General features: G+C 50.8%; 14 protein-coding genes. 4 read left to right on the forward strand and 10 right to left on the reverse strand.

The genetic code is table 11. The features are described from left to right. Nucleotides 1-22: 22 nt before the first annotated feature. A complete protein-coding gene (locus KB559_RS17710; protein ID WP_211023424.1) occupies nucleotides 23-1,318 on the forward strand; it encodes an aminotransferase class I/II-fold pyridoxal phosphate-dependent enzyme in 1,296 nt (431 codons plus the stop codon). A gap of 110 nt (nucleotides 1,319-1,428) precedes the next feature. After that, nucleotides 1,429-1,545 carry a YjcZ family sporulation protein gene (locus KB559_RS17715; RefSeq protein WP_211023426.1) on the forward strand — a complete coding sequence of 39 codons (117 nt, stop codon included), beginning with the start codon at nucleotides 1,429-1,431 and terminating at the stop codon, nucleotides 1,543-1,545. Nucleotides 1,546-1,725: 180 nt separating this feature from the next. Here the strand turns inward: KB559_RS17715 and KB559_RS17720 are convergent, their stop codons facing one another. From KB559_RS17720 to KB559_RS17740, 5 genes are all read right to left on the reverse strand, one after another. Beyond that, nucleotides 1,726-2,943: an ABC transporter permease gene (locus tag KB559_RS17720; RefSeq protein ID WP_211023428.1), complete on the reverse strand. Its 1,218-nt coding sequence runs from the start codon at nucleotides 2,941-2,943 to the stop codon at nucleotides 1,726-1,728. A gap of 3 nt (nucleotides 2,944-2,946) precedes the next feature. Continuing rightward, complete coding sequence (locus KB559_RS17725) at nucleotides 2,947-3,693, reverse strand: ABC transporter ATP-binding protein (protein WP_211023430.1); 747 nt, start codon at nucleotides 3,691-3,693, stop codon at nucleotides 2,947-2,949. Between the two features lie 61 nt (nucleotides 3,694-3,754). Continuing rightward, the gene (locus KB559_RS17730; protein ID WP_211023432.1) at nucleotides 3,755-5,305 is read right to left on the reverse strand and encodes a DEAD/DEAH box helicase; all 1,551 of its coding nucleotides are present in this window, start codon (nucleotides 5,303-5,305) and stop codon (nucleotides 3,755-3,757) included. 568 nt (nucleotides 5,306-5,873) lie between these two features. Next, complete coding sequence (locus KB559_RS17735; RefSeq protein WP_211023434.1) at nucleotides 5,874-6,650, reverse strand: SDR family NAD(P)-dependent oxidoreductase; 777 nt, start codon at nucleotides 6,648-6,650, stop codon at nucleotides 5,874-5,876. 33 nt (nucleotides 6,651-6,683) lie between these two features. Further along, nucleotides 6,684-7,145, reverse strand: a complete 462-nt coding sequence (locus KB559_RS17740) for a chemotaxis protein CheX (RefSeq protein WP_211023436.1) — start codon at nucleotides 7,143-7,145, stop codon at nucleotides 6,684-6,686. Between the two features lie 236 nt (nucleotides 7,146-7,381). Between KB559_RS17740 and KB559_RS17745 the strand changes: the two genes are divergently transcribed. Together KB559_RS17745 and KB559_RS17750 are read left to right on the forward strand one after the other, a co-directional pair. Next, the gene (locus KB559_RS17745; RefSeq protein ID WP_211023438.1) at nucleotides 7,382-8,284 is read left to right on the forward strand and encodes a LysR family transcriptional regulator; all 903 of its coding nucleotides are present in this window, start codon (nucleotides 7,382-7,384) and stop codon (nucleotides 8,282-8,284) included. A 36-nt stretch (nucleotides 8,285-8,320) separates the two neighbouring features. Then, a complete protein-coding gene (locus KB559_RS17750; protein WP_211023440.1) occupies nucleotides 8,321-9,130 on the forward strand; it encodes a histidinol-phosphatase in 810 nt (269 codons plus the stop codon). A gap of 122 nt (nucleotides 9,131-9,252) precedes the next feature. On the opposite strand, the gene KB559_RS17755 is transcribed toward KB559_RS17750, so the two are convergent. The 5 genes from KB559_RS17755 to KB559_RS17775 form a co-directional block, all read right to left on the reverse strand. Then, the gene (locus KB559_RS17755) at nucleotides 9,253-9,867 is read right to left on the reverse strand and encodes a GNAT family N-acetyltransferase (protein ID WP_211023442.1); all 615 of its coding nucleotides are present in this window, start codon (nucleotides 9,865-9,867) and stop codon (nucleotides 9,253-9,255) included. Between the two features lie 31 nt (nucleotides 9,868-9,898). Then, on the reverse strand, nucleotides 9,899-10,573 hold the full coding sequence (locus tag KB559_RS17760) for a potassium channel family protein (protein ID WP_211023445.1): 675 nt from the start codon (nucleotides 10,571-10,573) through the stop codon (nucleotides 9,899-9,901). A 77-nt stretch (nucleotides 10,574-10,650) separates the two neighbouring features. After that, on the reverse strand, nucleotides 10,651-11,094 hold the full coding sequence (locus tag KB559_RS17765) for an aminoacyl-tRNA deacylase (RefSeq protein ID WP_211023447.1): 444 nt from the start codon (nucleotides 11,092-11,094) through the stop codon (nucleotides 10,651-10,653). Next, the gene (locus KB559_RS17770) at nucleotides 11,048-11,839 is read right to left on the reverse strand and encodes a DUF1361 domain-containing protein (protein WP_290406547.1); all 792 of its coding nucleotides are present in this window, start codon (nucleotides 11,837-11,839) and stop codon (nucleotides 11,048-11,050) included. The genes KB559_RS17765 and KB559_RS17770 overlap by 47 nt, the downstream gene beginning before the upstream one ends. A 98-nt stretch (nucleotides 11,840-11,937) precedes the next feature. Next, nucleotides 11,938-12,444, reverse strand: coding sequence for a GNAT family N-acetyltransferase (locus KB559_RS17775; RefSeq protein WP_211023449.1), 507 nt, complete (start codon nucleotides 12,442-12,444; stop codon nucleotides 11,938-11,940).

The raw sequence follows: 12,444 nt of genomic DNA on the forward strand, positions 1-12,444 counted from the left end.
CCGATCGGAAGGATGAAACGTGATGAACCCACTCGCGGAGCAGTTAAACGAGAATTTGAAGTCCGGCAATATCCATGTGTACGAAATGCTGTCCACTCTTGGCAAGGAGATTTATTTCCCGAAAGAAGGCATTCTGAGCCAGTCCGCTGAAGCGACGGCCGGAGCGAAAAAATACAATGCCACGATCGGCATCGCAACCGAGAACGGCGGACCGATGCATCTGGCCGCTATTCAAGACACCCTGTCCGCTTATAAGCCGCAGGATTTGTACCCTTATGCGCCTCCGGCCGGCAAACCGGAGCTTCGCACCGTATGGCGCGAAAAAATGATCCGGGAAAACCCGTCACTTGCTGACCGCAACTTCGGCAATCCCGTCGTTACCACCGCGCTTACCCACGGCCTCAGCATCGTAGCCGACCTGTTCGTCGATGAAGGCGATGCGGTCATCTATCCGGATAAAAACTGGGAGAACTACGAGTTGACGTTCGGCATCCGTCGTCACGGCTCGATCGTCAACTATCCGCTGTTTACCGACGATATGAGATTCAACAGCCAAGGCCTGCGCGAAGCTCTCCTGGCCCAAAAGGACAAGGGAAAAGCGATCGTAATTCTGAACTTCCCGAACAACCCGACCGGATACACGCCGGGAGCCAAGGAAGGCGAAGAGATCATTGACGCTGTCACGGAAGCCGCCGAAGCGGGAATCAACGTCGTGGTGGTTACCGATGATGCCTATTTCGGACTGTTCTTCGAGGACTCCTTGTCGGAATCGCTGTTCGGCAAGCTGGCCGGACGCCATCCGCGCATTCTGCCTGTCAAGGTTGACGGCGCTACAAAAGAAGAGTACGTATGGGGATTCCGGGTCGGGTTCATCACTTATGCCGCCGAGGAGGCGGGAGTTCTGGCCGCCTTGGAGCAAAAAACGATCGGCATTATCCGTGCGACCGTATCCAGCGGCGCCCATCCTTCCCAGACCTTTGTGCTTCAAGCCTTGAAGTCTCCGGAGTTTGAAGCTCAGAAGGAAGATAAATTCAAGGTCATGAAAGGCCGCGCTAACAAAGTCAAAGCCCTGCTGGACAGCGGCAAATACGGAAATGTTTGGGAATACTACCCTTTCAATTCGGGTTACTTCATGTGCCTCAAGCTGAGCACGGTGAATGCGGAAGAATTGCGTCAGCATTTGATCCGCGAATATGGCGTAGGCACCATCGCCCTCGGCGATACCGATCTGCGGATTGCCTTCTCCTGCATCGCCGAGGAGAATCTGGAGGATCTGTTCGATCTCATATACCGGGGCGTTCAAGATTTGCAAGGCTAGGCTGAACCCATTTACGCAACTTCCCGTTATATCCGCCCAAGCACTCAGTACGCCCTGCTCATAGAATATTTTGTACGAACGATCTATTCTTTGAGAAAGGGGAATTGTACATGAGCGGAGTTGGAGATGAAGGAAGAGGCGGCTACGGCGGCGCTTTTACTAGCACAGGAGTAATTTTGGTACTCTTTATTCTGTTGGTAATTATCAGCCGCACCATTTTCTTATAAGAAATTTATAAACGTAAAGAAGACCGCCGGAGTAAGTTCCGGCGGTCTTCTTTTGCATGTACTTGAGATCTTGCATGCTTATGTTTTTGTGATCTTGAATGCTCTTGCATGCTTTGTGCTCTTGCCTGCTCTTGCCTGCTCTTGCCTGCTCTTGCCTACTCTTACATGCTCGCGCATGTTTCAATCCTCTTCTTCTTCCTTCCATTTACGGTTCCAGGAAGACTTCATTCCGAAGGCCAAGCCGACCCCGACAACAAGACTGCCGATAAGGATCGTCAGATTGCCCCCCGGAGCAAATATCATCGGTACCCACATCAACACTGTGATCGCCAGCAGCACGCGCGAGGCCAGAGCCACGACTTCCTTCTGCCGGGAGCCGGCGGGAATCGGGTAATAAGCATCCGCGGGAGTATCTCCATGAACATGGCGAAGGGCGGTCAACTGCGTACCCGCCAGGAAAATAAAGAACAGGTACAGCACGGCGCCAAGCCAGTTTTTCCCGTTCCAACCTACGACCAACATGCCCAGCAAGGTCAAACGGACCACGATACCAAGCAATTCGCCGCGCAAAAACGTTTTGGCGAGCAGGAAGCGGTACGCTCCCTCGCGCGACCAGGAGATGCCGTTACCGAGCTTGGAAAGCCAGCGCCGGTGAGAGACCTTTTGCCCTTCCGCAGGAACATCCACAAACCAGCCGAGCAAGAGCATTACCCGGGCAGCGCCGGACTTTTCAGCCGCAATGAGGTTCTCCCAGGGAACAGCATGCTTCATCGGGAACCGCAACGCGAGTATATAATTGATACCGACCAGCAGCATGAACAAGACGCTCTTCCATGCCGGTTGCCATAACCAAGCCGCGAGCAGCAGCAAAATAAAACTCCACCGGAGCAGCCTGTATCCGGTTCTGGCCCGGGCCGTCGAAATTCTCAGCTCCTGCCAAGCTCCATAGGCACTCAACAACTTGAGAAACAACAGAACGAGCAGAACGACCCAAAGCGGATGCTTCACTTCGGCCTCACTGCGGATGTACATAGGCCATAAGATCATAAGAACGATATAAAGCCCGATCAGTTTATAAATGATACCGCTGCGAAACGCGGGCTTGAAATACTCCTTCATCCCGGTTTCCTGGGGCAGCAGAAAAACAACGTCCGCCGGCTGCACATACGTCCGAAAACTGGAATATACAGTCAATGGGCCCAGCAGAATCAGCATGATCCATTGGACCGGGAGACCTGCGGGCATATTTTGCAGGAAAGTCGTATACCAGGCGGAAAATGCGATCAGCAGCAGCAGGAAGAGGACCGCCACTCCGCTCTGAAAGACGTACGGCAGATACGGGAGCACTTTACTCCAGAAGGACGACTTGCGCCGGCTGCGCAGCTCTCGAAGCTTCATGGTTTATTCTCCGCCCTTTACTAAACTGTAGAAAATATCCTCAAGCGCCGCTCCGGGCATGCCGGCCTGTTGAGCGATTTCCGTTAATGATCCTTGCGCGATAACCACTCCGCGGTGAAGCACGATAAAGCGGTCGCAGTAATTCTCGATCGTGGATAAAATATGCGAGCTAAGCAGGATCGAAGCTCCCGCCTCTTTCATTTCCATCATGAAATCAAGCAGCGAACGGATGCCCAGCGGATCAAGCCCGAGAAACGGCTCGTCGATGATATACAGCGGCGGCCGAGCGACGAACGCGCACATGATCATGACCTTCTGCTTCATACCTTTGGACAAATGGATGGACAGGCTGTCCGCCTTTTCCTCCATATGAAAAAGTTTAAGCAGCCGCTGACTTCTTTCACGGTAATCCTCGGTTCCCACCCCGTAAGCCCGGGCGGCAAACTCAAGATGTTCCCGTACGGTCAACTCCTCATACAGCATCGGAGACTCCGGGACAAAAGCCAGAGAGCTCTGGTATCCTTCCGGGTCCTCATCCCGGGTCTTCCCCTGTACAGCTACCCCGCCGCGATGCGGAGTCATCAGCCCGAGAATATGCTTCATCGTTGTGCTTTTCCCTGCCCCGTTCAATCCGATCAGGCCAACCATTTCCCCCGGCTTCACTTCGAAGTTAATATTATGGAGCACCGGGCGCCCGAGGCTGTACCCCCCGGTCAGCTCTTCAATTTGCAATACGGGCGTCTCACTCAAAACGGCTCCCCCTCAATAAATATTGATTCATCCGATTCCAGTTCAGTTATTCTGCAAAAAGCTAGCTTCGCGACTGTTTATCTTTCAGCCACTTAGGAGCGCCTTTATTCTTGCGGTCCTGCTTGCGGTCGTTTTTGCGGGCACTTCCCGGCGCCGGGTTTCTCGTCCCAGCGGAACTGGTGCGGGCCGGTCGGACCGCATCGCGTTCGGCAGATTCCTTTGGTGCGCCATTTTCGCGCCCGGATGGAGCATAGCCAGTTTGAGCCTTGGCTCTTCCGCCATTTTCAGCTCCTCCGGATTGGACTCGTCTTCCTTGGTCTCGTCCTTGGTCTCTTCCTTGGTCTCGTCCTTGGTCTCTTCCTTGTTCTTGACCTTGGTATTGTCCTTGCTCTCGTCCTTGCTGCTCTCGTCCCTGTTCACGACCCTGGCCTGGGCTCTGCCCCTGCCGTTGTCCGCCCTTGCGTCCGCCAGATTGATCACTCGGATCTATGACCCGGCCGCCAAAGAGCCCGCGCTCCAAAATATCGATTCCCAGCTCCCGTGAGAACTTACGCATAATAAATTGCTCTTTCGGCGCGATGATCGACACGGCCAGCCCTTTACGGCCCATCCGTCCGGTCCGGCCAACCCGATGCACATAGTGCTCCGCATCGATCGGTGGGTCTAGATTGACAACAAGGGACAACTCTTCGATGTCGAGTCCCCGTGCCGCAACGTCCGTAGCCACGAGCACCCGGATTTTCCCTTCGCGGAATTTGCGGAGGGTTACGCTTCGGACCGTTTTGTCCGCATCGCCATACAGCGCGCCTGCGCTTAATCCGACGAAGTTCATCTTTGCCTCAACCTCGGCGATGTCCGCCGTGTTGTTGATGAACACGATGGACCGGGCCGGATCGTAGTGCCGGATCACCCGGCGCAAAGTATCGATTTTGTCCCGATCGCTGATAAAGTATAGATGCTCCACACTCTTCGAGGTCCGATGCTCCGGTTCGATTCCGACCTCTACCGGTTCCCGCATTTCCTTGCCGGCCAGCGTCCGGATTTCCGGGTTAATCGTTGCCGAAAGGAACAGCAGTTGCCGTTCGCGCAGCGTCCCGCGAAGGATATGCTCGAGATCGGCTGTGCCGCCGAGCTGGAACATTTGGTCGACCTCGTCGACGACAACCGTACGAACCGTGTGCAGCTTCAGCTTGCGCAACGCCACGATCTCCCTGATCCGCCCCGGCGTCCCGACGATAAGCTGGGGATGCAACTTCAGCCGCTCAAGCTGGCGCTTGATCGCCGCGCCGCCGATCAGGGCTTGTACCCGTACTCCCAGTGACTCTCCGTATTTTTCCGCTTCCCGGACAATTTGCATCGCCAGTTCCTGGGTCGGGGCAAGAATAAGCCCTTGCAGCGTTTTAGCATCCGCATCAATGTTTTGTAGCAGCGGAAGAAGGTAAGCTAATGTCTTGCCGGTCCCGGTTTGCGATTGAGCAAGCACATCCCGCCCTTCCAACGCAGCAGGAATGCATTCGGCCTGCACCGGTGAAGGCTCCGTTATTCCGTAATCGGCTAATTTTGCGGCAAGCGCCTCATGGATTCCGAGTCCGGTAAAAGTAGTTATCGTCATGAATGTTCATCCTTATCTTAAAAAGATCATTATTTTCATTATATGCCAAAATCCTAATCCAACCAAATTCATTATAAAAAACCTCTATCGCGGGTTCCCTTTGAAATACAGACCATCGTGCAAAATGTTCAAATAATGTGGAGAGGGGGGAACCTCATCACGCTGAGTACAAAAGAGAACTATTCCCGCTGAGTAAGACAGGCCTAAACTCGTTGACTTGCTGCCCGTTGACTCGCTAACTAGTACAAAATAAAAAAATAGCTGTATTTTCTGCAGTTAATTTTTAGATTTTAGCCTTTAAAAACAAATTAACTGCAAAACCTCCAGTTAATTTATCCAAACCAACTAATTATTCGTCCGTTTCACTGAATTAGCTGTAGAAATTACAGTTAATTCGGCTGAACTCGATAAAAACGAGAAAATAACTGTAGGTTTTACAGTTAAATATTTTTCAGCTCCAAATACTCTCCGGTTTTCGCCAAAGCGGGCTCTCTTAGCCCCTAACCTCGCCCCCCACAACACACCCTTACATGGCCACAAAAAAATCGGCTGTCGCCAGCCGATGTCCTTATTTCTTATTCAACATGCGATAACTCACAAGGTCCGCCAAACGGGGAAACAACTGATACAGTTTGGCTCCCGCTCCCGCAATCCGGGGCAGATTGATCTCGGCTGTTCCGGTGCGAACTGCGGATACCATCGCTTTGGCCACCCGTTCCGGTTTCATCATGAACCATTTGACGTTCGCGACGTAATGGCCGTCCGGGTCCGCCAGGTTAAAGAACGGTGTATCGATCGGTCCCGGATTGATCGTTGAAACCGTAATCCCGTACTCCCGGACCTCTTGGCGCAGTGCGCTACTAAAGCCAAGCACCGCATGCTTCGTCGCGGTATAGGATGTTGATTTCGAGGTGCCGATCTTCCCGGCGATAGAGGCGATATTCACGATCCGCCCGGAGCGCGCCTCTTTCATGTGAGGGAGAACGGCTTTCGTGCAGCGAACCATGCCCATATAATTGACATTCATCATGTCATCAAACTCCTGCAAGGGCATCTCGTCAAAATAGGCGAACTTACCGTACCCCGCATTGTTAACCAGACAATCCACACGTCCAAACTCGGCGTATACTGTCTTGAATCCTTGTTCCACCGAGTCATCATTGCCGACGTCAAGCTCCAGAATCATGCTTGGCCCCATCATTCCGGAACTCACAGCTTTAAGCTTATCCGCCGATCTGGCGGCAAGCACCACGGTCGCCCCTTGCTCCGACAGCATTTGCGCGGCCAGGGCTCCGATTCCGCTGGATGCCCCGGTCACGACGATTACTTTATTGTTAAGTGACATGATCTTCATCCCTTCAGACATTTCATGTCCATTTTAAGAGATTAAGACTTGAATATCCAGTTCCCCGATTCCGTCCATATGCAACGGGATGCACAGTGCTTTCCGCGGAACGCCGGAATGGTTCTCTTGCTCCGATTTGATCACTCGCGGAGGAGTAATATCTACGACATAACCTTGATTGGATAGAATCGTGCTAGCGTTGCCGCTGATCATATTGCCCAGTTCCGAAATAGCGCTCTGGCCCATTTCATCCATTTCCGTCAAAACAAATCCGCCCATCATGGCGGACACGATCCGCAGGGCTACCGTTTCCTTCAATCCGAACATGACCATGCCGCTGAAATACCCCGTCATATCGATTTGGATCCAAATATGATCTTGAACCGGCATGATATCCTTCACGCCCAGACTCCCGGTAGATGGAGATACTTGTATCACCTGCTCGATTACCGAACATGCGGATTCCAGAAAAGGATTGATCACTTCTGCTCTCACTATTACGCCCCTTTTCACATAGAAGTACTTAACCGATACAAAAGTCCCGACTTTAGATGAAATATATTATACTTTATTCCCAGATATAAGTCATTAAAAATCGAACGGTGCAACCTCTATAGCGAAATAGCTCGATTCCGATTCCATGATTGTCAGGGCTCTGCAATTGATTTAATTAAGAAAAATCCTCTATAATTAACTAAATATGAAGACTACGGAGGAAAGGAGGATTCGGCATGAATATCAGCCAATTGGAAACGCTTATCACGATATCGAAAACAAAAAGCTTCCGCAAAGCCGGGGAACTGCTTAATCTTACCCAGCCTGCGGTATCCGCGCAGATCAAAAGCCTGGAGGACGAATTCCGCACCGTGCTCGTCGATCGGAATCAACCTGTAACATTGACCGATCGGGGACAGGTATTTCTCGAAAAGGCAGAGCAAATACTAGATATTGTCGAAGAACTCAAGCAAAAATTGTCCGACTTGGAGCACACGCCGCAAGGGCATATAGTCCTAGGTACAACGACCTCCATCGCCATTCAGATTTTGCCGCGGATTCTGTCTTATTTTCAGGATCAGTTTCCTTTAATCAAAACGACAATTCAATCCATGCCCTCAAGCCTGATTTATCAGAACGTGGAGCAGGGAATGGTCGACATAGGGATCGGTTATTTGATTGAAAATAACCCGCAGGTCCTTTCTTCGGTACTTTATTACGATACGTTTGAACTCGTCGTATCTCCGCTCCATCCATTGGCAGGCAAAACCATTCCCACCCTTGATTCCTTGCGTGAAGTTCCGCTCATTATGCTGTCCCCGGATACGGTTGGCCGTCGCTTCGTCGATGAAGTGTTCAAAGCGCATGACATCGAGCCACATATCGTCATGGAGCTGTCCAGCAGCGAGGAAGTAAAACGGATGGTCGAAATTAATCTGGGAGCGGCCATCATCTCCAGGCAATCCATTCTCCGTGAACTGCGGCAGGGATCCTTAAAGGTAGTGTCCATTCCCGAGCTGGAGGTTACACATCCCGTAGGTGTTATTTATAAATCCAGCAGATACGTCAACTCCGCGATGCAACAGTTCTTAGGCGATCTGAAAGGCATGCCGGAGACCCACTTTATCAGCTCTGAATAATCCTAATCCGCTTGTTTAGACGAAAGGAGACACAGCATGAAGTTTGATCTGCACACACATCATTTTCGCTGCGGCCATGCCGACGGGAACATCCGGGATTACGTGGAAGCCGGCATTGCTGCCGGACTGTCGGTCATCGGAATCAGCGACCATACGCCGTATTTCGGTAACCCTGAGGAGCACCCTTTTCCCCATATCGCAATGGCCAAAAAGGAATTCGCAAATTATGTCGAGGAAGTATTGAAACTGAAGCAAGAATACGAGGGCAAGATCGATGTTCTGCTTGGCATTGAGTCCGACTTTTTCCCGGCTCACGCCGAAACGTACCGCCAGGTTCTGTCCCAATATCCGTTCGACTATATCATCGGCTCCGTTCATAGCGTCAATGAGGTTAGCATTTTCAATAAAAGACGTTGGAAGGGCTTGAGCGAAAAGCAGCGGATCGCGGACAAACAATCATATTACGAACTAATCCAGCAATCGGCCCGGAGCGGAATGTTCCAGATCCTCGGCCATATCGATGCCATGAAGGGCAATTACCCGGCCTTTTCCGATATCCCCGCCGCCGAAGCGATCGATGAAACCTTGCAGGTCATTGCGGAGAACGGTGTAGCGATCGAAATCAATACATCCGGCAAGACGAAGCTGTCCGGAGGATGGTATCCTTCCGATTCCATATTGGAACGCGCGCTCCATTTCGGGGTGGATGTCACTTTTGGCTCCGATGCTCATACGCCTAAGCGTGTAGCGGATGAATGGGAAGACGTAGCTAAACGTCTGAAAGAGATCGGTTTTGACGAATGGGTTTATTATAAAAATAAACAACGGGTTGCTGTTCCTCTTTAAATACCTGTAGGTTAAACAGACAAAAAAAAGGGAACCCGCACGTTACTCGCCGGATTCCAAAAGACAAATATATTCAAAAGGGGGTCATGTATTAAGTGTACCCTCTTACTATTAGGGATTGATCACAGGTATATTTCATTTGTGTAACAAATCCTCTTTTGTTCCTCAGCAGGTTCCGGACGGGTTAAATTATAGCATTTCAATGGTTCGCCCGACCCGTTACCCGGATAAGCATTTATACTTGTGGCTTCCCCGTCCTCGATCAACGAAAATCCGCATTTGCGCAAAACTTGTTCCGAAGCCGGATTGTCGACGCTGCATCTCGCTTCGATCCGGTTCAGGCGCAATGTCTCAAATCCAAACTTAAGCAGCGATTTGGCCGCCTCCGTCGCCAAACCCCGATTCCAGAAATCGGGAGCAAGCAGGTAGCCCAGTCTCGCTTTCCCGGCTTCGGGTGCCCAAAATTGGAGAGAGCAAACGCCGATCAAGCCGCCCTTTTCCTTTCGTTCAATCGCAAAGTGAAGATCTCTCAGGCTTTGGTACGTGTCGTCAAAATAACGGAACAATCGGGCGGGAAACATCAGGGTTCCCCTTTGAAAAGAAGTTTGACGGCGCACCAAAGGATCGGTGACGCATCCAAACAAAGCGTCCGAATCTTCAGCCCCGATTTTTCGAAGTAGCAGTCTTTCACTCTCCAGTGTCGGAAACTTCTCCCTTAAATGATTCCGCAAGTCCATCCTGACCGTCTCCTCTCCGGCTCTTCTTCGGCTACAATCCGGCGTCTTCTTCCAATTCGTTCTCGTCCAGAACTTCGTCCGGTGTCTGGTTCCCCGTTTCCTTCATGAAAATTTGCCGAAATACTCCGATCATGGACAACGCATATGCTACCGTAATAAAGCTGAAAAAAATCTCCATGACGACCACCAGGCGGGACGTATTGTCTACCGGTCTTACATCCCCGTAACCTACTGTAGTGAACGTCGCCACACTGAAATAGAAAAACGTAATCAATTGGGAAAGCGTGCCCTCTCCTAAGTTATCTCCCGCAAAGCTGCCGCCTTTAAATAGCTTGTATATCGAAGTATACACCACCGTAAAAAAAACGATGCAGCTTAGTGTGGCGATGCTGATCCGGATGACGGCCGATTTCAGGCTGACCTCCCGCTTCACTGCGGAATCGGCAATTTCGCGGAAAATATAGAGGATATAGAACACGACCGAGCCAAGGACAAACAACAATATGATCGCCCGAAGCAAGGCGTCGGACTTCAGCACCGAACCGAAATCGACCCAGCCGAGAAGATCCTCCAGCGAAACAGCGACATAAACCAGGATCGGGGCCAGCAAAATGACCCGGCTGGTTACCCGCTTGTCCAGCAAATAAAAAAGAAGCGCCAACCCGATCAGCACGACGACATTGAGCCAAAGGATCCATGAATGCATCTTGATCTACCTCCCGGATTCTTCATCACCGCGGGAATCCTGATCATCATTACCCAAACCGCCGAGCTTAGTATCTGTTAAAGACGGGCAATCACCCTGTTTAATCTTTCCACTTCGGACGGTTTGATCTTCAAGGTGGCTTGCGGTACCCCGGTGCCGCCGAAAATCCACTCATACCTGAACAGCTTAGAATCCAAAATAACCGGCAATCCATGACCTATTAGGGGAACGCACCCTATCGTGAATCCGGTGACCTCTACTACCTCCTGGGGCTTCGCCAGCTTGAGCTTGTTAAAACCGACCTTTTGCGCAAGCCCGGCAAAATCGACCCGCCCGTAATCCCCCGAGATGATCAGAGCCGCATACTCCTCATCATTTTTCAAAATCAGCGTGGGAGCTGTCTGTCCCAGCTTAATTCCAAATAAGTCGGCGCCATCTTGGGCGGATACGATAGGTTTTTCGTGGCCTAGGATTTCAAATTGAACCTGGTTTTCTTGCAGGAAATGCACTAGTTTCTCCATGTTCGTTCTCCTTTTTGATTAGAACCGGATTGCCACGCATCGAACCAAACAAATAAAGTAAAACATAGCAAAAACAAGTAATCATGAACATCCATTTACAAAAATGGATCGCATGGCTCAAATTATCCATATTCGTGAAATACACCGCAATATCCTTCAATAACTGGCCGGGATGACGTACAAGATCCCAGCTATTGAATCGGAAAAAGCGGCCCAGATAAATTCCGAAGCTGCTAAAGGCGAGTACGGCAAGCGCGAAGATCCATCCGGTAATCCGGCCGAAGGCATTGCGGACCAGCCGGTGAACCGAAGCCAGCGAGACCGAGCCTAGAGCGAGTCCCAGCAAGGCTACGAAAAGAACAGTATATAAATGGTCCCAGAATAACATTTCCGACCAGAATCTTCCTGTCGAAGAAATTGGATAACGCGCGAACGGATGTAATAAGTCCGTAACTAAATAAGCCGCATTGGGATAAAAGAAAAACCACACAAGTCCTACTGCAAGAAATAGTATACCTTTGAGTAACCGTGCTCTCATGAGACTGATCAAATCCAGACCAATCGCAAGTCCGGCCGGAATCCAGGCCAAAAACGTATTCCACACCAGAAATAAATAAGGCGGTCTTCCCCCACCCGGCAGCCGAGTATCCACCACGTATTTCATCCCTATGACTGTAGCTACAAACATAACCGCATATAAAAAAAGCTTGGCGGGGTAGCCTAATTGCCGAAGCTGTTGCTGCACTTTGCTTTCCTCCCGTCTGTTTATCCTTCTCTATGTCTTCACCATACTTACAGCCTATATACGTATGGAATTGGAAGATAGTTACGACAGGAGTGCTTCTACGCGAGCAGCTTGGCCATATAAAGCTCATCGACGAAATTGTCGCCTAAACGGATCGAATCCTTCTTGATACCTTCAACTTCAAAACCTGTCTTTTTGTATAAAGCAATTGCCGCCGCATTATGAGCCATCACCGTGAGTTCAAGCCGATGGAGGTTCCTCGCTTCCGCCCAACGGTGGAGCTCGGTGAACAGCGCGGTCCCCACGCCTTTTCCTGAATAGGTTTGCAAGATGCCGAGTACCAGATACGCCGAATGCCGGTTTCTTCGATAGGATGAGCCATAGGTTCCTAAATATCCGACCAGTTGCCCGTCCATTTCGGCCACGAATATCATCGAATCGTCTGCTGCCAGCAACGCAGTGATTTTCTGCCGCTGTTCTTCCGGAGTGATCATCCGTTCCCCCGGCTCCAGGAGCATGAATTCCGTCTCCCTGTCTAAACGGAGGCAAAGTTCCAGAAAAGCCCCCGCATCTTCTTCCTTGATGTTCCTGATATTCACGTTCAT

The sequence above is a fragment of the Paenibacillus sp. Marseille-P2973 genome, from assembly GCF_018101095.1.
Taxonomy (GTDB): domain Bacteria; phylum Bacillota; class Bacilli; order Paenibacillales; family Paenibacillaceae; genus Fontibacillus; species Fontibacillus vini.